Consider the following 17,620-nt stretch of genomic DNA (forward strand, 5'->3'; position numbering starts at 1 on the left):
AACATGGCCTGGAAAAAACTCGGTAGAACCTTCGACCCGGACATCGACTGGGTCGGCTCCCATGCCCAGGTGCCTACGGCACTGGTGCTGGACGATGTCGTACGGGTCTTTATTTCCACCCGCACTGCGGCGGGAAAAAGCCTGTGTTACGTGGTGGACCTGGACAAGCAGGACCCGCGCAAGGTCGTTGCCCGCCACCGCGAACCGTGCCTCGGCTTCGGCCTGCCCGGCACCTTCGATGACGAAGGGGTGATGCCCAGCTACGCGGTGAAAAAAGACGGTCGCACCTACCTGTACTACAGCGGCTGGAACCAGCGCCTGACCGTTCCGTACCACAACGCCATGGGCGTTGCCGTATCGGACGACGACGGGCTGCATTTCGAAAAGCTGTTCGAAGGCCCAATCATGGACCGTACTGCCACCGAGCCGTACCTGGCCGTGACGCCCACCGTGCTGTACGACGAGGGGCTGTGGAAGATGTGGTACGTCTCCGGCACCCGCTGGCTGGAGGTCAACGGCAAGTATGAGCCGCTGTACGTGATCAAGTACGCCGAGTCGAAAGACGGCTACGAGTACACACGCTTCCCTGAGCCGTGCCTGGAGTCGCGCTTCCCCACCGAAGCCTTCTCCCGTCCCTGCGTGATCAGGGAAAACGGTCTATTCAAGATGTGGTATTGCTCGCGGGCATCGGAGGATTACCGTAATGGCGCGGGCTCCTATCGCATTCGCTACGCCGAGTCTGTCGACGGTAAAACCTGGACGCGCTTCGATGATGATGGCATCCCACCGTCGCAAGAGGGCTGGGACTCGCTGATGACCTGCTATCCGTTTACCTTCGAGACCGACGGCAACAAATACATGCTGTACAACGGCAACCGTTTCGGCACCAGCGGCTTCGGCCTGGCGCTGTGGAGTGATGATGAGTAATCCGAATATTCAAGACGACGTCTACAAACTCGAATCCACCGCGTCGGACCTGCAGTACGCGTTCCGCGACAAGTTGCGCGACATGTTTCTCAACAGTCCGCTGTCCGATGATGACCTGCTGTTCAACATCGGTTTGTATACCCGCAGCTCGGTGTTGGTGAAGTTCATAGTTCTCAGCGACCTGTACAAACGTTTCAAGCATATTCCCGGCATGATCTGCGAGTTCGGCACCTGGTACGGCCACAATCTGGTGTTGCTGGAAAACCTGCGCGCCATGTACGAGCCGTTCAACAAGCAACGGCAGATCGTTGGCTTCGATACCTTCGAAGGGTATTCCGCGCCGGGCGAAAAAGACCGCAAGGAAAGTGGCGTGTGGATCGAGAATTCCTATTCGACCAAGGCCACCTACAAGGATTACCTGAACGAACTGTTGCAGGTGCACGAAGGCAATAACGTGCTCGGGCACAAGCGCGGTATTCATTCGCTGGTCGCTGGCGATGTGTGCCAGACGGCACCGGAATACTTCAAGACCAACGCCTCGGCGATCGTCGCTTTCGCCTATTTCGATATGGGCCTGTACGAGCCGACTCTGGCGGCGTTGAAGGCGGTCAAGCCGCATCTGGTTTCGGGTAGCGTCCTGTTGATGGACGAACTGACCTGGGCGGAATCGCCGGGCGAGGCCCTGGCCTTCAAGGAAGTGTTCCAGCCGAGTGAGTACATGTTGGAGAAGTGCGAGCTGTACCCCTCCAAGTGCATCGTCACGATCAAGTAAGGACGGTCATGATTTCCATTGAGGCGTTCGACCGGCGGATGGCAGAACAGGGTTGGGTCGTTTTCGAAAAGGCCATCCCCCTCACCATCGTTGAGCAGATGCGCGAGGACATCCACGAGGCCTACGCCATCTGTCGCGACTACCAGATCAAGAACGGCATCGACCAGGACACCAGTTACACGGTGCACCACCTGGTCGGTCAGTTCGACAGCTTTCTGGATTGCCTGAAGGCGTACCCGATCTACGGTTTTATCGAGCGTTACTTCGGCGGCCAGTTCATCCTCAACTCCTTCGGTGGCGCCATCAATACCCGCGATAGCGTGTCTTATGCGCAGCGGGTGCACCGCGATATCCGCTCCTACTCCGGGGAAACCGCGCTGCTGCTGAATACCCTGGTGATGCTCGACGATTTCACCGCCGACAACGGCGCGACCTGGATGCTCTCCGGCTCGCACAAGGCCGAGGCCAAGCCGAGCGATGAGTATTTCAAGGCACACGCCGAGCAGGCCATCGCGCCGGCCGGCAGCATCCTGATGTTCAACTCCAACGTCTGGCATGCCGGTGGCAGCAATGAAACCGATGCGGTGCGCCGCTCGGTCACGCCGATGTTCTCCAAGCCGTTCATGAAGCAGCAGTTCGACTACCCGCGCGCGCTGGGTTATGACCGCGGTCCGGACTTCGACGAAACGCTGCGTCAGGTCATCGGCTACAACGCGCGGGTGCCCGCCACCCTGGACGAGTGGTATCAGCCGCCGGCTAAACGCATGTACCACTCCAACCAGGGCTGACCATGTCACGCGATCTGAACACCGAGTACCAGGACACGGAAAACCGCCTGTACGCCTACGATTTCGACTACATCCACCGCGACTACATGATCAAGGCGCTTGCCAGTCATTTCCGCCCAGGCAACGCGCTGGAGATGGGGTGTTATCACGGCGAGTTCACCAAGAAGCTGCTGCAGGTCTTCGATGACGTCACCGTGATCGAAGGTGCTTCGGACCTGATCGAGATCGCCCGCAACAATGTTGGCGAGCGTGCGACGTTCATCCTTGGCCAGTTCGAAGCGGTCGAGCTGGAGCAGCGTTACGACAATATCTTCCTGATCCACACCCTCGAACACCTGACCGAGCCGCAGCCGGTGCTGAAGAAAGTCCGCCAGTGGCTGGCGCCGGGCGGCCGGCTGTTCATCGTGGTGCCCAACGCCAACGCGGCGTCGCGGCAGATTGCGGTGGGCATGGGCATGATTGACTTCAATGCCGCGGTCACCGAGGGCGAGCGTGCACACGGTCATCGTTGCACCTACAGCCTCGACACCCTTGAGCACGAAGCCCTGCAGGCCGGCTTCCAGGTACCGCAGCGCGGCGGCATCCTGTTCAAGCCGCTGGCCAACTTCCAGTTCGACGCCGCCTACCGCGCCGGCATCATCGACAACGCGTTCTTCGATGGCTGCTACAAGCTGGGGATGAAGTATCCGGACCTTACCGCGAGCGTCTTCGTGGTCTGCGAGGCCTGAGCCTCAAAGGTAATCAAAGGCCGCCAGGTGCGGCCTGATGCCTTCCGGTCCGACTTCCATCAAGGCATCGATGATCGACAGGTACGGCGTGAAGCCTTCGCCGCGCTGCCGGTAGGGCAGCGGGCGCATGGCGATGAAGCGCAGGTCGATGCCGGCCTCGGCGAACGCCGTCGGGTCATATAACTCGCGCCCGCCCTGGGCGTTGATATAAGTCGTCGCCTGCTCCTGGCGACAGATATCGAGGATGCGCGCCTGCGCGGTCAATGGGCTGTTTTCGTAGACCTGGCTGCTGGGCACGATCCGCGTTCCCAGGTGCATGAAGCCGGCGAGGGTGCGCAACTGATAGGTGAGGAACCCGGCCAGGTTGCTGTCCTGGTGGCTCAGAATCTGCTCGACCACCGGAAATACCTCATCGAAACAGGGTGCCTTGCGGTAGGCCATTTCGATGCTGCGCAGCAGGCGCCGTTGCCATTGCGCGGCGGGGGCGATCTCGATATCGCGGATCTTGCGGTTCTGCGAGGCCTGCAGCAGTGGCAGGGTGATCAGGCCCGGCGCGTCATTGATGAGGATCCGGTTGCGGTTGATCCAGCCGCGATTGATGTAGTTCACGTCGTCGTAGACCACGAAGCAGTCCGAAGCATGAAGCAGTTGCCAGTAGCCGATGTAGGGAAACAGGTACGGCTGCATGATCGTCAGTGTGGTCATGCGGCGGCCTGGACGATAAGGCCGACGATGAAGTCCACTGTTTCGTGTTCCAGGGTGGGATAGATCGGCAGGCAGATCACCTGTTCCACCATCCGGTTGGCCGCCGGCAGGTTGCTGGGGCTGGCCGATGGTGCGTCGCAGTACATCGGCAGGCTGCTGATCAGCGGCTGGAAGTAGCGGCGGCCATGGATGTTGTGGGCGGCCAGGTGTTCGAACAAGGCGTCCCGCGCCAGCGGGTAGGCCGGCTCCACCAGGATCGGGAAATAGGCCTGGTTACCGATATGTTCGCCAACGCCGTCGATGCAGCGAATGCCCAGGACATCGGCGAGGCCCTTACGGTAGCGCTGGTCGATCAGTCGGCGTTTTTCCAGTGCCAAGTCCAGGTGCTCGAGTTGCAGCAGGCCGAAGGCCGCGTGAATCTCGCTCATCTTGCCGTTGCTGCCAAGGTGTTCCACTGTACTGCCGTCGCGGGACAGGCCGAAGTTTTTCAACTGGTCGATATGACGCTTGGTCGCCTCGTCGGGGCAGACGATGGCACCGCCTTCGAAGGTGCTGAACACCTTGGTGGCGTGAAAGCTCAGCACCGACAGGTCGCCGTGCCGCAGCAGGCTGCCGGCCTCGTCGCGAACGCCGAAGGCGTGGGCGGCGTCGTATATCACCTTGAGGCCGTGGCGTTCGGCGATCTGGCGAATCGATCCGGTGTCGCAGGGGTGGCCGTAGCAATGCACCGGCATGATCGCCGTGGTCTTGTCAGTAATGGCGGCCTCGATTCGCGCCGGGTCGAGGTTGAGGGTATCGGGGTCGATATCGACGAACACCGGCTTGAGGTTGTTCCACAGCAGCGAGTGCGCCGTGGCGACGAAGGAGTAGGGCGTGGTGATCACTTCGCCGCTGAGCCCCGCCGCCTGCACCGCCGTAATCAGCGCTTGGGTACCGTTGCAGAACAGCGAGATGTGCTCGACACCGAGGTATTCGCACAGGGCGGCCTCGAGGCGTTGGTGCACCGGACCGCCGTTGGTCAGCATGCGTCGGTCCCAGATTTCCCGCAGGTAGGGAATGAATGCTTCCAGGTCGGGAAGCGCGGGCTGGGTCACGAAAATCGGTTCCCTGTCGCTCATAGGCTGCGCATCGTCATGCTGGTTTTCCGTGGTCGCCGGCGTGTCTTTCGTCAGAGCCCTGTATGGCTCGGGATGTTCAGAGTGGTTTGTCGAACTCATGACGGGCCCAGAAGCTGCGCATGATTTCCCAGCAACGCCGCGATTCGCCCTGGGCTGCGGCGCCGTACAACACCTGACACTGCTCGCCGTGAATGCGGAAGCTGCTGAGGGGCTGGACCAGGTACACCGTGTTGCCCTTCAACGCGAGGTTGAGGAAGATCGCCACGTCCGAGGCCCAGGCGATGGGCTGCTCGTCCACCGACATGAAGTCCGGGGTGACCTCGATCATGTCCTCGCGCCTGAACATCACGGTGCTCGGCTCGCCGACGAAGTTGATCTGCGACAGCATCAGCGCGGTGCCCAGCGACAGCCCTTCGATCATCGAGTCAGCGGCCACCGGCGCCTGGGTCGCGGCGATATCCGCCAGCGGTGCGTCGTATTGGTCGATGCGCTGGCGCTTGGAGGTCACCAGGGTGATATCAGGGTAGTCGCTAAAGCTCTTGATCATGCGTTCCACGCATTCGGGGTCGAGCAGGTCATCGTCGTTGAGGAACTTGATGAACTCGCCGCGGGCCTCGTTCATGCACAGCACGTGATTGAGGCGACCGATGTCTTTGCCGGCGTCCGGGTTGCGCACGTAGCGGATGCGTGGGTCGAACTTGCCGTATTCGGCGGTGATGGCTTCGATGGCATCGGTGGGGCAGTCGTCGCAGACCAGGATTTCCAGGTTGCGGTAGGTCTGGTTCAGCGCGCTTTCCAGGGCCTGGTGCAGGTGCTGGGTCTTGTAGGTCGGCATGACGATGCTGACCAGCGGCTCGTCGCCTGCGGCCAGTTGGCGCAGTGGTTTGCGGAACTCCAGGACCAGTTGCCCCGGTGCGTCGGACTCCAGACCGCTGAGGGCCGGATCGCTGCTCGCGCCTGGCGCGGTGTTCGCCAGCGGCTCGAGGCCGATCATCTTGCAGATTCGCGTCAGTTCCGCTTCGTCGTAGATCCACGCCTGTTGGCGCAAGGCGTTGTTGAAACGCTCGCCACGGCTGACGCCCGGTGCCGATGGATCGGGCCGGTCGCTGAGGTAATCGTCGATAAGGGCCTTGAGGTCGGTGGTGACCAGGCGGATCACGCCGCCCGGTTGCAGCACCCGGCGGCACTCGTGCAGCAGGCGAATGCCCTGATTGCGGCCCAGGCGCTCAAGCAGGTGAGCACTGTAGATACCCGGAACCGTGCCACGCTCCCAAGGCAGCGCCTTGCCCTGTTCCAGATGCAGGTCGGCGCCTGGTGCGTCCAGGTCGATATTGAAAAAGCCCTGGCGTTGGTGATCGGCGCAACCGAGGTTCAGGTAGATAGAGTGCATAGTTATCGCTTCGAATTTGGCGTGGTGTTCAAGGGCCGGGACCCCGCGGCTGCTTTCACGGGAAGGCGGTAATCATTGTGTCGGCAGCGTGGACGGGTTCATGACCACGGCCGAGAATATCTGATTTTCCGCCAGGCCCGACAGGCGCAGCTCAACGAAGCTGCCATTGGTGAGAGGTGATGGCATTTTGCTTGACGACCGTTTCGCCGGCCCTAGACTGGCCGCATTCCAATAGGAGTCGGGTAGAGGGGCCAGGGTATGGATTCCAGGTTTTCCCGGGATGGCGCCACGCGCCGCCCGGCGTTCTCGCGTTTGCCGGTACCGATCGATCTGCCACCCTTGCTGGCGGCGCTCGCAGCGCTGGATGAGCACCTGTGGCAAGGGCATTTCAACCAACGCTATTTCGAAGGCGACTGGAGCGGCATTGCGCTGATCTCGTCGGCAGACGCTACGAGTGAACTGACCCACGGCGACGGCCCCGCGGTCGAGCGCCAGCCCTGGTTGCGCGACTCGCGCTGGCAGCAAGGTCTGCGCGGGTTGCAACTGGATATCCGCAACGCCCGGCTGATGCGCCTCGGGCCGGGCGGGCATATCCACGAACACCGTGACTATGACCTCGGCGGGCCGGATGCCGACATGCGCCTGCATGTGCCGCTGCTCACCCCCGCGCAGGTGGACTTCATGCTTGAAGGTCGACGCGTGCCGATGCAGGCGGGCGAGTGCTGGTTTCTCGATCTGGACCGCCCGCACAGCGTGCAAAACCACGACAGCAGCCCACGTATTCACTTGGTCATCGATTGCCGTCCCGGACCTTGGCTCGACGCCGCGATCGACAGCGGGCTGGCCACCACACCGGCAGCCGGGGTGGGCCGTTTTGCCCAGGCTTTCGCCGATTTCGCCGGCTGGCTGGAGCGCAACCCGCAGGCGAGCGCGACCTTGCAGGCGCTGCGTGACAAGGACGTGTTCGTTGAGCGGACGCTGGCGCTGGCGGGCGAGCAGGGTTTCATCTTTGGCCGTGACCAGGTGCGCTCGGCCATGCGCGTCGGACGTGCTCGCTGGAGTGATCAATGGAAAGTCTGAATTTGCAGGGCTGGTTGCCGATCAGTATCTGGCAGGACGGGCCGGAATGGCGCGTGGACTGGTGCTGGTTTGGCCAGCAGCGGCTGGACCAGCCGTTTTTCCGCGACTCGGTGGACGATGCCTTGTCCCTGCCGTTCAACCAGGCCTTCCGCCGGCAGACGTCCCTTGCGGCGTTGAGTCAATGGCAGGCGGAGTCTGCGGGCGTGGCGCCGAGCGCGTTCGTCTATCACGCCTCGCGTTGTGGTTTGACCCTGATCAGCCAGATGCTTGCGCAACTGGACAGCCATGTGGTGGTGTCCGAGCCGCCTGCGCTGGACATCCTGCTGCGAGCGGATCTGCCTCGCGAAACACGCTTGGCGGCGATTCGCGGGCTGCTCTCGGCCTACGGCCAGGTTCGTAGCGGGCAGGAGCGGGCGCTGGTGATCAAGCTCGAAGCCTGGAACATCCGCGAGCGGCAATGGCTGCGTGAGTGTTTCCCCGAGGTGCCGTGGTTGTACCTCTATCGCGAGCCGCTGGAGATCGCCGTGTCCCATATGCGCCAGGGCGGCATGCAGATGATCCCCGGCATGCTCGGCTCGGCGTGGCTCGATGGCGACCAAGGCAGGAGCGGGCGTGAAGACGAGATCGCCCGGCGCCTCGGCCTGATGCTGGCGGCGGGCCTTGAACACTGCCGCGCCGAGGGCAATCTGCTGGTCAACTACAGCGAATTGCCTGGGGCCATGGGCGAGCATCTGGCGGGCTTTTTCGGCCTCGACCACGAGAGCGCACAACTCGCCTTGCGCGCGGCCGGCCTGCACGCCAAGCAGCCGTCGAAAGCGTTCGTGCCGGACAGCCAGCACAAACGCGACGAAGCATCGGCGGTGTTGCGCGAGCGGGTCGAGTTCTGGACGCGACAGTCTTACGAGGCGCTGGAGGCATTGCGTCTGGGAGCGCGCTGACGGCGAGTGAGGGACTCGCCTGCGTCAGCGCCGTGGGCGGGTTCAGGGTTTCAGGTGGGCGACGATCTGGTCTTTGATCAGCAGACGTTCTTTGCGCAATTTGGTGACCTTGTCATCCGGGCTGCCGTCCCGTTCGGCCTCGACCACCTCGTTGTCCTTTTTCAGGTAATTGGCGTGCAAGTTGCCCAGGTGGGGGTCTTTTTTCTTGTGGTCCTCGAATGCTTCCCGGGTCAATTGCAGGTCTGCGAGTAAATCGTGCTTAACCGGCATGGTGACGGTTCTCCTGAGGTTGAGGGCGTGAATCTTCAGGATAGTTGCCTTTGTCGGGATGGGTAGCTGGAGTAGGCTGTGGCTCTTTGTCCCGCCTCAGGAAACCGAAATGCCCCAACTGCACCTGGAGTACAGCGCCAACCTGCGCACCCTCGACACCGACAAGGCGCTGCTGCGCCTGAACAACGCGCTGGTCGCCAGCGGCCAGTTCAGCGACGAGCTGGATATCAAGAGCCGGGCGGTGGCCCATGAGGCGTTCCGGGTCGGCATCGCGCCGGTCGAGCGGGCGTTCGTGCATGTGAAACTGGCGCTGCTGAGCGGTCGCTCGGCGGAAATCAAACGGCAACTTTCCGCCAGCCTGCTGGAGGCGCTGAAGGATGTGGTGCCGGCGCAGGCGGGTGTGGATATTCAGTTGTGTGTGGAAATTCTCGATATTGATCGTGATTCTTATTCCAAAGTACGTTTGCCTGCGTGACCTCAGTCAAAAACAGCCGCTGTTTCTGAACCGCGGCTGAACGGCGGGCGCGGATTAACAATCCTTCATCCAGAACATTGTTTTGTTCGCGCTTTTTTCACGGAAAATTGATGAATGGCTGCTTAAAGTTCGCCCGGTAAAAGGCGGGTGCCGCAATGGCCCTGGCGGGGAACTCTTAATAAGCGAAACGTCATGTTGAAAATAAAGTCGTTGCGTCCCGAATGGGTGACGCTGTTGGCCAGTGTCTATCTGTTGCTTGGTTTCAACTCGGTGCTGTGGGGGCATGTCTCCACAGTCCTCCAGGGCGACAGTCACGCGCTATTGCTGCGGCTGGCGTTCGGTGCACTGCTGTTGTGTGCCTTTAACTTTGTACTGACCCTGCTGACGTTTCGCAGAACCCTGAAACCGCTATTGGCGCTGTTGTTCATTGTCAGTGCCGGGGTGGCGTATTTCATGAGTCAATACGGCGTGCTGATCGATATCGGCATGTTGCGCAATACCGTGGAAACCAATGTAACGGAAGTGCGTGATCTGCTCTCGCTGAAGTTGCTTGTTTATATTGTTTTACTGGGCGTGGTGCCGACGTTCATATTGTTCAAGACGCCCGTCAACTTCCGCTCGCTGCCCCGCGAGTTGTTGCGCAAGTTATGGGTTGGCCTGGCCAGTCTGCTGATCCTGGCGGCGGTGGCGATGCTCAACTATCAGGGCCTGGCCTCGCTGTTTCGTAATCACCATGAACTGCGCCTGATGGTGGTGCCGAGCAACTACATCGGCGCTTCGGTAAGCTATGTGCGGGAACAGGTCGGCGGGGCGACCCAGTCGTTCCGCAAGATCGGTGAAGACGCCGCGCTGTCGCCCGCCTGGTCGAGCCATCCACGCAAATCGCTGACTGTGCTGGTGGTGGGCGAAAGCGCCCGGGCGGAGAACTTCGGCCTGCTCGGCTACAGCCGCGACACCACCCCACAGTTGGCGCAAGAGCAGGGACTGGTGGCGTTCAGCAATGTCACCTCCTGCGGGACCGAGACCGCTGTGTCGGTGCCTTGCATGTTCTCCGGCATGACCCGCAAGAACTACGACGCCACCACCGCCAAGAACCAGGAAGGCCTGCTCGACATGCTCCAGCGCGCCGGTCTGGCGGTGTACTGGCGCGACAACCAGTCCGGCTGCAAGGGCACCTGCGATCGGGTGCACTTCGAAGATGTCAGCAATCTCAAGGAACCGGGCCTCTGCGCCGACAGCGAATGCCATGACGAAATCCTGCTCAAGGACCTGGCCGCACGTATCGACGACCTGAAAGAAGACACCGTGCTGGTCCTGCACCAGATGGGCAGCCACGGCCCGGATTACTACAAACGCTATCCGCAGCAGTTCGAGCGCTTCACCCCGGTCTGTCACAGCAATGCGCTGAACCAGTGCGACCGGCAGAGCATCATCAACGGCTACGACAACACCCTCACCTACACCGACCACGTGCTGGCCTCGCTGATCGACGTGCTGCGCAGCAAGCAGGACAAGGTGGACACGGCGATGCTCTACCTGTCCGACCACGGCGAGTCGCTGGGCGAGTACAACCTGTTCCTGCATGGCACGCCCTACATGGTGGCGCCGGACCAGCAGAAACATGTGCCGATGCTGGCCTGGTTCTCCGACAACTACCGCAGCAGCTTCGGCGTGGATGTCGACTGCCTGAAACAGGGACGTGACCAACCGCTGAGCCAGGACAACCTGTTCCACTCCATGCTCGGCCTGTTGCAGGTGAAAACCGCCCTGTACAACCCGCAACTGGATCTGTTCGCCGGTTGCCGGCCGAAAGGGACTACCTCCTGAGTCGGATGCAAAAAGCCGCTTCGTCTGCTTCTCTTACAAACCATAGGGAGAGGGCTGTCGGGCGGTTTCCCGGCAGTGGCCTGTGCCGTATATACTGCGCGCCATTGTTCGTGGGAGAGCCTTGTGGCCATCGATATTCACTGGATTTCTGACGACCGCAGCCTGGCGGAGCATTGCCAGCAGTGGCGTCAACTGCCCTTTGTGGCACTCGACACCGAGTTCATGCGGGTCGATACCTTCTATCCCAAAGCCGGTTTGATCCAGGTCGGCGATGGGCAGCGCGCCTTTCTGATCGACCCGCTGCTGGTCAACGACTGGCAGCCACTGGCCGAACTGCTCGAAGATCCCGCCGTCACCAAGGTGCTGCACGCCTGCAGCGAAGACCTCGAAGTCCTCCTGCGTCTGACCGGCAGCCTGCCGGCGCCGCTGTTCGACACCCAACTGGCCGCTGGTTACCTCAACCTCGGTTTCTCCATGGGGTACTCGCGGCTGGTGCAGGAAGTGCTGGGCATCGAACTGCCCAAGGGCGAGACCCGCTCCGACTGGCTGCAACGCCCACTCTCCGAAACCCAGATCAGCTACGCCGCGGAAGACGCCGTGCACCTGGCCGAGCTGTACGTGCGCCTGCGTCCGCAACTGAGCGACGACAAGAACGCCTGGGTGCTGGAAGACGGCGCCGAACTGGTGCTGCAACTGCGTCGCGATATCGATCCCTATGAGCTGTACCGCGACGCCAAACTGGCCTGGAAACTCTCCCGCGCCCAGTTGGCGGTGCTGCGCGAGCTGTGTGCCTGGCGCGAGCGCGAGGCCCGGGCGCGTGATTTGCCGCGTAACCGCGTCGTGCGGGAGCACGCGCTGTGGCCGATGGCCCGCACCCAGCCGGACAACCTGGCGGCGCTGGCCCGCATCGAAGACATGCACCCGCGCACCCTGCGCCAGGATGGCGAGTTCCTGCTGGACCTGATCAAGCGCACCGGCAGCCTGCCGCCGGCCGAGTGGCCGCCGGCCGTGCCCGAGCCGCTGCCGATCGAAGCCTCGGCGCTGCTGAAACAACTGCGGGCCATCGGCCAGGCCGAGTCCGAGCGCCTGAGCATTGCCCCGGAGCTGATGCTGCGCAAGAAAACCCTCGAGGCGCTGCTCAAGAGCGGTTACCCCGACGGTCCTTACCAATTGCCTGATTCGCTGCGTGGCTGGCGCCGCGAGCGGATGGGCCAGGCGCTGCTGGACTGCCTGGCCACTGCTGGAGAAGTCTCGTGAAACGTATCTGCTCGATCTACAAAAGCCCGCGCAAGAACGAAATGTACCTTTACGTGCTGAAGGCCGATGGCCTGACGCGCGTGCCTGAAGGCCTGCTACCCGCCTTCGGCACGCCGCAACTGGCTTTTGACCTGGTGTTGAGCCCGGAGCGCAAGCTGGCCCGCGAAGACATCGCCAAGGTTCTGGAAAACCTCGACCAGCAGGGTTATCACCTGCAGATGCCGCCGCTCGAGGACGAGTACATCGAGCACCTGCCCGAAGAACTGCTGCGCCGCAACGACCCGGTCTGATCCCGTCCCCGTTTTCGTCTCCATGTGGCCAGCTGCCGTACGCTGGCCATCCCGCCGTTTTGCAAGGTTGTAATCGATATGCGCGTATTGATCGCCGAACAGGATCACGCCCTCTACACCCGCCTGCTGCATGAAGCCCTGCCTGATCTCGAGATCTTCACCAGTGGCGATTCTGCCGAGCTGTCACGGCTGGCTGCGGATTGTCCGGTCTGGCTCGGCCAGCCGGACCTGTTGGCGACCTTGTTGCGCCAAGGCCATCGCCCGGACTGGGTGCAGTCGACCTGGGCCGGAATCACGCCGCTGCTGGCCAATGGCTTGCCCCGTGAATACCGCCTGACCCGCGCCGTAGGCATCTTCGGCCAGGTCATGGCCGAGTACGTGCTGACTTACATGCTTGGCCACGAACGCGAAGTGCTGAGCCGGCTGATGAGCCAGGTCGAGCGCAAGTGGGATGGCCGCTCCGGGCGCAGCCTGGAAGGGCGCCGGGTGCTGATCGTTGGCACCGGTGACATCGGTCGCCAGGTTGGCGAGTTCCTCGTGCCGTTCGGGGTTCACCTCTATGGCGTCGCCAGCCAGCCACGTGTGTTGGCGCCGTTCATCGAAGTAGCGGGGCTGGACGACCTCGGTCGTTTGGTGGGCGAGGTGGACTATGTAGTCAACCTGCTGCCGGATACGCCGGCTACCCACGATATCTATGACGCTGCGCTGTTCGCCCGTTTCAACCCCGATGCGCTGTTCATCAATGCCGGTCGTGGCATGGCGGTGGTCGATGGTGACCTGGTCGAAGCACTGACCAAAGGCCATCTGGCCGGCGCGGTGATCGATGTCTGCCGCCAGGAGCCGCTGCCGCGCAATCATCCGTTCTGGACCGCCCTGGGCCTGCTGCTGACCGGGCACAGCTCGGCGCCGACCTCGCCGGTGGCGATGGCGCGGTTGTTCGTCGAGAACCTGGGGGCGTATGGCGCGGGAGAGGAATTGCGTGGGGAAGTGGATTTCGCGCGGGGGTATTGAGGCCTCACTGGGCCAGCTCCAAACCTTGTGGGAGCTGGCTTGCCAGCGATGAGGCAATAGAAGCTTACAGCGTAAAATCACCCTCGGCCGCCAGCTCACTCAGCGGACGACGCGGGCTCGGCACTTCACGGGCCTGCAGGTACTCGGCCAGGGTCGCCTTGTCGCCCAGCTTGCCGATGGCGATGACCGCATGCAGCACGTACTCGTCAGGGATCTTCAGTTCCTTGCGGGTCAGTTCCTGATCGAAACCGGCCATGCCGTGGGTGTGCCAGCCGCTCAGGCTGGCTTGCAGGGCCAGGTGACCCCAGGCGGAACCGGTGTCGAAGGTGTGCCACAGCGCCGGGGTTTCTTCACTGGCGCCCGGGGCGGTGAAGGTGGTCTTGGACAGCACGATCACCAGCGCCGAGGCATGCTGCGCCCAGCTACGGTTGAATTCGTTGAGCAGGCCCAGGTAACGCTCCCAGTTCGCGGTGTCGCGACGGGCGAAGAGGAAACGCCACGGTTGCGAGTTGTAGGCCGACGGTGCCCAGCGTGCGGCTTCGAGGAAACTCAGCAGGGTTTCTTCGGCGATCGGCTCGGCGGTGAAGGCCCGCGGTGACCAGCGCTGGATGAACTGTTCGTTGATGGCGTATTCGGCAACGCGAGGATTGGCGCTCATGCGGGTTCCTGACAGGGGGTATGAAATGATTTGCAAAACTACGCCTGTCCTACACACCCTGACAAGCGGTCTGGCAAAGGCGAAGCACTCGTCCTAGACTGGCGCCGCTCGATAGAGCAGAAGAATTTTGAAACAGGATCACCGCGACATGCAGGCAACTCCCGAACCGTTCTGGACCCGCAAGACCCTCGAGCAGCTCGATCGTCTGGAGTGGGAGTCGTTGTGCGATGGTTGCGGCCTGTGCTGTCTGCAAAAGCTCGAAGACGAAGACGACAACAGCGTCTATTACACGCGGATCGCCTGCAAACTGCTGGACCTGAAGACCTGCCAGTGCAGCGACTACCCCAACCGCTTCGCGCACGTGCCGGACTGCATCCAGCTCACCCCGGGCAAGGCGGATCAGTTCAAATGGCTGCCGCCTACCTGCGGTTATCGCCTGGTCAGCGAGGGCAAGGACCTGCCGCGCTGGCACCATCTGGTCTGTGGCGACCGCGAGCAGGTGCACAAGCAGCGCATATCACAATCCGGACGCATGCTCAGCGAGGAGAGCGTGGACGAGGATGACTGGGAAGACTATCTGATTTTCCGCGCCAGCTAAGGCTTGAGCCTGCTTTCGCGGTCATCGCATTAAAACAAGGAGTCGGGCGATGTCTGTGCGTCACCATCTGGCGTGGGTCGTTTTGTTGCTGGCGAGCAACGCCGCCTGGGCGAAAAAAGTCGATCTGGACTACCACGTGCGCTTGCTGCCGCAAACAGGGCAGGCCGAAGTGCGCGTGACCCTCGCCGACGGCGCGCCGGTCCGCAGCCTGGATTTCGACTTGGGCAATGAAGGTCTGTACAGCGATTTCAAGGCCGACGGTCCGTGGCAACCACAGGCCGACAACCAGCGCGGCGTCTGGCGTCCTGCACCGGGCAAGGCCAGCCTGAGCTATCGAGTGCACCTCAACCATCGCATGAAGAATGGCAGCCATGACAGCCGCCTGTCGCCGGAATGGGCGCTGTTTCGCGGTGATTACCTGGTGCCGCCAGCCCGACTCGACCAGCAGGACGGCACCGAACTGGTGGCCCGACTGACCCTTGAGCTGCCCGCCGGCTGGAAAAGCATCGAAACTGCCTGGCCGCGGATAGGCAAGCAGCGTTTTCGCATCGACAACGTCTCGCGCCTGTTCGACCGCCCCACGGGCTGGATGCTGGCTGGCAACGTTGGCGCCCGGCGTACACGGCTGGGCGACACCGAGGTCAGCGTGGCTGGGCCGTTCGGCCAGGGGGTGCGGCGGATGGATGCGCTGACGTTACTGACCTTCGTCTGGCCGCAATACCAGGCGGTGTTCCCGCGTACTCCGCCGAAGCTGCTGCTGGTTGGCGCGCGCGAGCACCTGTGGCGCGGCGCGCGGGCGGCGAACAATTCGATCTTCCTCAACAGCGCCACGCCGCTGGTCAGCGAGAACGGCAGCAGCCCGCTGTTGCGCGAACTGGTGCGGGTGTTCGCGCGGATCAGCGACCGCGAGCGCAGCGACTGGATCACCGAGGGGCTGGCCGAGTACTACTCCATCGAACTGCTGCGCCGTGCCGGCGGCATCAGCGATGACCGCTACCAGGCGCTGCAAGCGCGGCTGAACAAGGAAGGCAAGGCGGTCACCAGCGTGCGTGGCGAGCAGATCAGCGGCGCCACTGTTGCCCGTGCCGTGCTGTTGTTGCAGGCGCTGGACCGGGAGATTCGCTTGCACAGCCAGAACAAGCGCTCACTGGACGACCTGACCCGCGCATTGATGCGGGTGAACAGCGTGAGTACTGCGGAGTTCGTGCAATTGGCGGAGAGTGTGCTGGGGCGGGAGTCTGAGGTGTTGCAGAGTTCGCTGTTGAAATAGCGCAGGCTTCATCGCTGGCAAGCGGAGTGCTGCTTGCCAGCGATGAATCTTTCAAATCACGGTTTCGGATTCACCAACGAAACATTCCCCGTCACCGTCGCTTCCCGCGTAGCCGCCTCGGCGCTTGCCTTCAGCGCCTTCAACTCACTGCCGCTGCGCTCAATCCGCGAACGGATCTGGTCGAGGTCGGCGCGGCCGCGTTCCAGCAGGCTCTTGGCCGAGCAATGGCCGGTGACGCCACGGGCCAGCACTGCGCCGCCGATCGCCATCTGTATCAGGCCGAACAGGCCGCCGCGGCGCAAACCCTTGCCAACCATCAATACGCCAGTGGCCACGGAGCCCGCGCGCTCCCAGCCGTGGACGTTCTGCTCGGGCGTGCTCTGGAAAGGCGTAGTCGGAATCTCGATCTTCTGGGACATGGACAATGCTCCTGTCGGGTGCGTGATAGTCAGCAGACCGCCGGTGCGCGACCGGCGTTCCCTCGGTGTGGCCGGTTACTTGAAGCGCGGGCCGGAGCGGGTGTTCAAACCCTTGGCCATACGGTCGTACAGCACCACGTTGACGGTGGCCGCAAGGTTCATGCAGCCGTTGGTCGGGATGTAGATGGTTTCTTCGCACCAGGCACGGACGTCGTCGTCCAGCGAGCCGTCTTCAGGGCCGAAGATGTAGATGGCGCGATCCGGGTGGGTGTATTCCGGCAGCGGGCGGGCGCCCTCGACCAGTTCCACGGCGACCGGGGTGCACCCCAGGGGAATGATTTTCTGCAGGTCGTCGATGCCGATCAGCGGGATGTCGTAGTGGACCCGCTTGGTGTCGGTGACGAAGTCGCGAGCGCGTTCATAACGCTTGCCGGTGTAGAACACCGAGTTGACGCCATAGCAACCGGCGGCGCGCATGACCGAGCCGACGTTTTCCGGGGATTTGGGGTTGTACAGGCCGATGCAGCTGTACCGTTTGTTCGCCACGTGCCGGGCCCCTTCGCAAAAAAGCGCGATTATACGGGGTCACCGGCATGGCTTTGCACGAAAAGTCGGACTTCAGTCCTTCTTCAGCAACCCGGCGAGCCCGGCGAACGGGTTATGGGTGGCCTTGGCGATGCTCGGGGTGCTCAGCGAGCCTTCGCTGAAGTACTGCTGGTCGGTATAGCGGGAGTGCTCGTTGTCGTGGCAGTACAGGCACAGCAACTCCCAGTTGGAGCCGTCCTGGGGATTGTTGTCGTGGTTGTGGTCGCGGTGGTGCACGGTCAGTTCGCTCAGGCGTTTGCCGGCGAACTCACGGGCGCAGCGGCCGCAGACGTGGGGGTACATTTTCAGGGCTTTTTGGCGATAGCCACGTTCATCGTCGCGCTTGGCGTCGGCGAGGATACGGTCGAGCCGCGCAGTGGCGGCAGCGGAGGAAGATGAAGTCATTTTTATACCTGCTCGGGCTTGTTACGGTTTTGACGTCAGTTTAACGCCACTGCCCGCGCCTGGGCAGGCAAACCGCTGCTTGGCGGAGTAGCCTGTAGTGTAGAACCTC

Annotated in this window: 21 protein-coding genes; 13 read left to right on the forward strand and 8 right to left on the reverse strand. The window is 62.3% G+C overall.

Features of this window, described 5'->3' with window-relative positions:
• The first annotated feature begins 3 nt into the window (after positions 1-3).
• The 4 genes from DM374_RS02985 to DM374_RS03000 are packed head-to-tail and all read left to right on the forward strand — an operon-like array spanning position 4 to position 3,215.
• On the forward strand, positions 4-927 hold the full coding sequence (locus tag DM374_RS02985; protein WP_110968494.1) for a glycoside hydrolase family protein: 924 nt from the start codon (positions 4-6) through the stop codon (positions 925-927).
• Positions 920-1,699, forward strand: coding sequence for a TylF/MycF/NovP-related O-methyltransferase (locus tag DM374_RS02990; protein ID WP_110968495.1), 780 nt, complete (start codon positions 920-922; stop codon positions 1,697-1,699). The genes DM374_RS02985 and DM374_RS02990 overlap by 8 nt, the downstream gene beginning before the upstream one ends.
• 8 nt (positions 1,700-1,707) lie before the next feature.
• Positions 1,708-2,487 (forward strand): phytanoyl-CoA dioxygenase family protein, encoded by a 780-nt coding sequence (locus tag DM374_RS02995; RefSeq protein WP_110968496.1) that lies wholly within the window; start codon positions 1,708-1,710, stop codon positions 2,485-2,487.
• 2 nt (positions 2,488-2,489) lie between these two features.
• Entirely contained in the window at positions 2,490-3,215 is a 726-nt protein-coding gene (locus DM374_RS03000) for a class I SAM-dependent methyltransferase (RefSeq protein ID WP_110968497.1), read from the forward strand.
• Positions 3,216-3,218: 3 nt separating this feature from the next.
• Here DM374_RS03000 and DM374_RS03005 read toward each other — a convergent pair whose 3' ends face one another.
• The 3 genes from DM374_RS03005 to DM374_RS03015 all read right to left on the reverse strand — a co-directional run bounded on the left by DM374_RS03005 (position 3,219) and on the right by DM374_RS03015 (position 6,428).
• Positions 3,219-3,920, reverse strand: coding sequence for a WbqC family protein (locus DM374_RS03005; protein WP_110968498.1), 702 nt, complete (start codon positions 3,918-3,920; stop codon positions 3,219-3,221).
• Positions 3,917-5,038: a DegT/DnrJ/EryC1/StrS family aminotransferase gene (locus tag DM374_RS03010; RefSeq protein WP_110968499.1), complete on the reverse strand. Its 1,122-nt coding sequence runs from the start codon at positions 5,036-5,038 to the stop codon at positions 3,917-3,919. The genes DM374_RS03005 and DM374_RS03010 overlap by 4 nt, the downstream gene beginning before the upstream one ends.
• Positions 5,039-5,114: 76 nt before the next feature.
• Positions 5,115-6,428: a glycosyltransferase gene (locus DM374_RS03015; RefSeq protein WP_110968500.1), complete on the reverse strand. Its 1,314-nt coding sequence runs from the start codon at positions 6,426-6,428 to the stop codon at positions 5,115-5,117.
• A gap of 258 nt (positions 6,429-6,686) precedes the next feature.
• On the opposite strand from DM374_RS03015, the gene DM374_RS03020 reads away from it, so the two are divergent.
• Both DM374_RS03020 and DM374_RS03025 read left to right on the forward strand, forming a co-directional pair.
• Complete coding sequence (locus DM374_RS03020) at positions 6,687-7,508, forward strand: aspartyl/asparaginyl beta-hydroxylase domain-containing protein (protein ID WP_110968501.1); 822 nt, start codon at positions 6,687-6,689, stop codon at positions 7,506-7,508.
• On the forward strand, positions 7,496-8,446 hold the full coding sequence (locus tag DM374_RS03025) for a sulfotransferase family protein (protein ID WP_110968502.1): 951 nt from the start codon (positions 7,496-7,498) through the stop codon (positions 8,444-8,446). The genes DM374_RS03020 and DM374_RS03025 overlap by 13 nt, the downstream gene beginning before the upstream one ends.
• A 42-nt stretch (positions 8,447-8,488) precedes the next feature.
• On the opposite strand, the gene DM374_RS03030 is transcribed toward DM374_RS03025, so the two are convergent.
• Positions 8,489-8,716, reverse strand: coding sequence for a hypothetical protein (locus DM374_RS03030; protein ID WP_110968503.1), 228 nt, complete (start codon positions 8,714-8,716; stop codon positions 8,489-8,491).
• Positions 8,717-8,825: 109 nt separating this feature from the next.
• On the opposite strand from DM374_RS03030, the gene DM374_RS03035 reads away from it, so the two are divergent.
• The 5 genes from DM374_RS03035 to DM374_RS03055 all read left to right on the forward strand — a co-directional run bounded on the left by DM374_RS03035 (position 8,826) and on the right by DM374_RS03055 (position 13,576).
• On the forward strand, positions 8,826-9,191 hold the full coding sequence (locus DM374_RS03035; protein ID WP_110968504.1) for a 5-carboxymethyl-2-hydroxymuconate Delta-isomerase: 366 nt from the start codon (positions 8,826-8,828) through the stop codon (positions 9,189-9,191).
• A gap of 192 nt (positions 9,192-9,383) precedes the next feature.
• On the forward strand, positions 9,384-11,018 hold the full coding sequence (locus DM374_RS03040; protein WP_110968505.1) for a phosphoethanolamine transferase: 1,635 nt from the start codon (positions 9,384-9,386) through the stop codon (positions 11,016-11,018).
• A gap of 123 nt (positions 11,019-11,141) precedes the next feature.
• Entirely contained in the window at positions 11,142-12,275 is a 1,134-nt protein-coding gene (gene rnd / locus DM374_RS03045; protein WP_110968506.1) for a ribonuclease D, read from the forward strand.
• A complete protein-coding gene (locus DM374_RS03050) occupies positions 12,272-12,565 on the forward strand; it encodes a YcgL domain-containing protein (RefSeq protein WP_110968507.1) in 294 nt (97 codons plus the stop codon). Before rnd ends, DM374_RS03050 begins: the two co-directional genes overlap by 4 nt.
• A 78-nt stretch (positions 12,566-12,643) precedes the next feature.
• Positions 12,644-13,576: a D-2-hydroxyacid dehydrogenase gene (locus tag DM374_RS03055; protein ID WP_110968508.1), complete on the forward strand. Its 933-nt coding sequence runs from the start codon at positions 12,644-12,646 to the stop codon at positions 13,574-13,576.
• Positions 13,577-13,640: 64 nt separating this feature from the next.
• Here DM374_RS03055 and DM374_RS03060 read toward each other — a convergent pair whose 3' ends face one another.
• Positions 13,641-14,234 (reverse strand): nitroreductase family protein, encoded by a 594-nt coding sequence (locus DM374_RS03060; protein WP_095153920.1) that lies wholly within the window; start codon positions 14,232-14,234, stop codon positions 13,641-13,643.
• Positions 14,235-14,382: 148 nt separating this feature from the next.
• Between DM374_RS03060 and DM374_RS03065 the strand changes: the two genes are divergently transcribed.
• Positions 14,383-14,832, forward strand: coding sequence for a YcgN family cysteine cluster protein (locus tag DM374_RS03065; RefSeq protein WP_095153919.1), 450 nt, complete (start codon positions 14,383-14,385; stop codon positions 14,830-14,832).
• A gap of 49 nt (positions 14,833-14,881) precedes the next feature.
• On the forward strand, positions 14,882-16,102 hold the full coding sequence (locus DM374_RS03070; protein WP_110968509.1) for a hypothetical protein: 1,221 nt from the start codon (positions 14,882-14,884) through the stop codon (positions 16,100-16,102).
• Positions 16,103-16,158: 56 nt separating this feature from the next.
• On the opposite strand, the gene DM374_RS03075 is transcribed toward DM374_RS03070, so the two are convergent.
• From DM374_RS03075 to DM374_RS03085, 3 genes are all read right to left on the reverse strand, one after another.
• Complete coding sequence (locus DM374_RS03075) at positions 16,159-16,521, reverse strand: YgaP family membrane protein (protein ID WP_404821276.1); 363 nt, start codon at positions 16,519-16,521, stop codon at positions 16,159-16,161.
• Between the two features lie 75 nt (positions 16,522-16,596).
• Positions 16,597-17,067, reverse strand: a complete 471-nt coding sequence (locus DM374_RS03080) for an RNA methyltransferase (RefSeq protein ID WP_009399572.1) — start codon at positions 17,065-17,067, stop codon at positions 16,597-16,599.
• Positions 17,068-17,139: 72 nt separating this feature from the next.
• A complete protein-coding gene (locus DM374_RS03085) occupies positions 17,140-17,511 on the reverse strand; it encodes a YajD family HNH nuclease (protein WP_110968511.1) in 372 nt (123 codons plus the stop codon).
• Between the last annotated feature and the right edge of the window lie 109 nt (positions 17,512-17,620).

Source organism: Pseudomonas huaxiensis (genome assembly GCF_003231275.1).
Taxonomy (GTDB): Bacteria; Pseudomonadota; Gammaproteobacteria; order Pseudomonadales; family Pseudomonadaceae; genus Aquipseudomonas; species Aquipseudomonas huaxiensis.

Excerpts from the sequence above, each read along its gene's own strand:
- DM374_RS02985 (WP_110968494.1), top strand. The coding sequence starts at position 4 with ATGGCCTGGAAAAAACTCGGTAGAACCTTCGACCCGGACATCGACTGG.
- DM374_RS02990 (WP_110968495.1), top strand. The coding sequence starts at position 920 with ATGAGTAATCCGAATATTCAAGACGACGTCTACAAACTCGAATCCACC.
- DM374_RS02995 (WP_110968496.1), top strand. The coding sequence starts at position 1,708 with ATGATTTCCATTGAGGCGTTCGACCGGCGGATGGCAGAACAGGGTTGG.
- DM374_RS03000 (WP_110968497.1), top strand. The coding sequence starts at position 2,490 with ATGTCACGCGATCTGAACACCGAGTACCAGGACACGGAAAACCGCCTG.
- DM374_RS03005 (WP_110968498.1), bottom strand. The coding sequence starts at position 3,920 with ATGACCACACTGACGATCATGCAGCCGTACCTGTTTCCCTACATCGGC.
- DM374_RS03010 (WP_110968499.1), bottom strand. The coding sequence starts at position 5,038 with ATGAGCGACAGGGAACCGATTTTCGTGACCCAGCCCGCGCTTCCCGAC.
- DM374_RS03015 (WP_110968500.1), bottom strand. The coding sequence starts at position 6,428 with ATGCACTCTATCTACCTGAACCTCGGTTGCGCCGATCACCAACGCCAG.
- DM374_RS03020 (WP_110968501.1), top strand. The coding sequence starts at position 6,687 with ATGGATTCCAGGTTTTCCCGGGATGGCGCCACGCGCCGCCCGGCGTTC.
- DM374_RS03025 (WP_110968502.1), top strand. The coding sequence starts at position 7,496 with ATGGAAAGTCTGAATTTGCAGGGCTGGTTGCCGATCAGTATCTGGCAG.
- DM374_RS03030 (WP_110968503.1), bottom strand. The coding sequence starts at position 8,716 with ATGCCGGTTAAGCACGATTTACTCGCAGACCTGCAATTGACCCGGGAA.
- DM374_RS03035 (WP_110968504.1), top strand. The coding sequence starts at position 8,826 with ATGCCCCAACTGCACCTGGAGTACAGCGCCAACCTGCGCACCCTCGAC.
- DM374_RS03040 (WP_110968505.1), top strand. The coding sequence starts at position 9,384 with ATGTTGAAAATAAAGTCGTTGCGTCCCGAATGGGTGACGCTGTTGGCC.
- DM374_RS03055 (WP_110968508.1), top strand. The coding sequence starts at position 12,644 with ATGCGCGTATTGATCGCCGAACAGGATCACGCCCTCTACACCCGCCTG.
- DM374_RS03060 (WP_095153920.1), bottom strand. The coding sequence starts at position 14,234 with ATGAGCGCCAATCCTCGCGTTGCCGAATACGCCATCAACGAACAGTTC.
- DM374_RS03065 (WP_095153919.1), top strand. The coding sequence starts at position 14,383 with ATGCAGGCAACTCCCGAACCGTTCTGGACCCGCAAGACCCTCGAGCAG.
- DM374_RS03070 (WP_110968509.1), top strand. The coding sequence starts at position 14,882 with ATGTCTGTGCGTCACCATCTGGCGTGGGTCGTTTTGTTGCTGGCGAGC.
- DM374_RS03075 (WP_404821276.1), bottom strand. The coding sequence starts at position 16,521 with ATGTCCCAGAAGATCGAGATTCCGACTACGCCTTTCCAGAGCACGCCC.
- DM374_RS03085 (WP_110968511.1), bottom strand. The coding sequence starts at position 17,511 with ATGACTTCATCTTCCTCCGCTGCCGCCACTGCGCGGCTCGACCGTATC.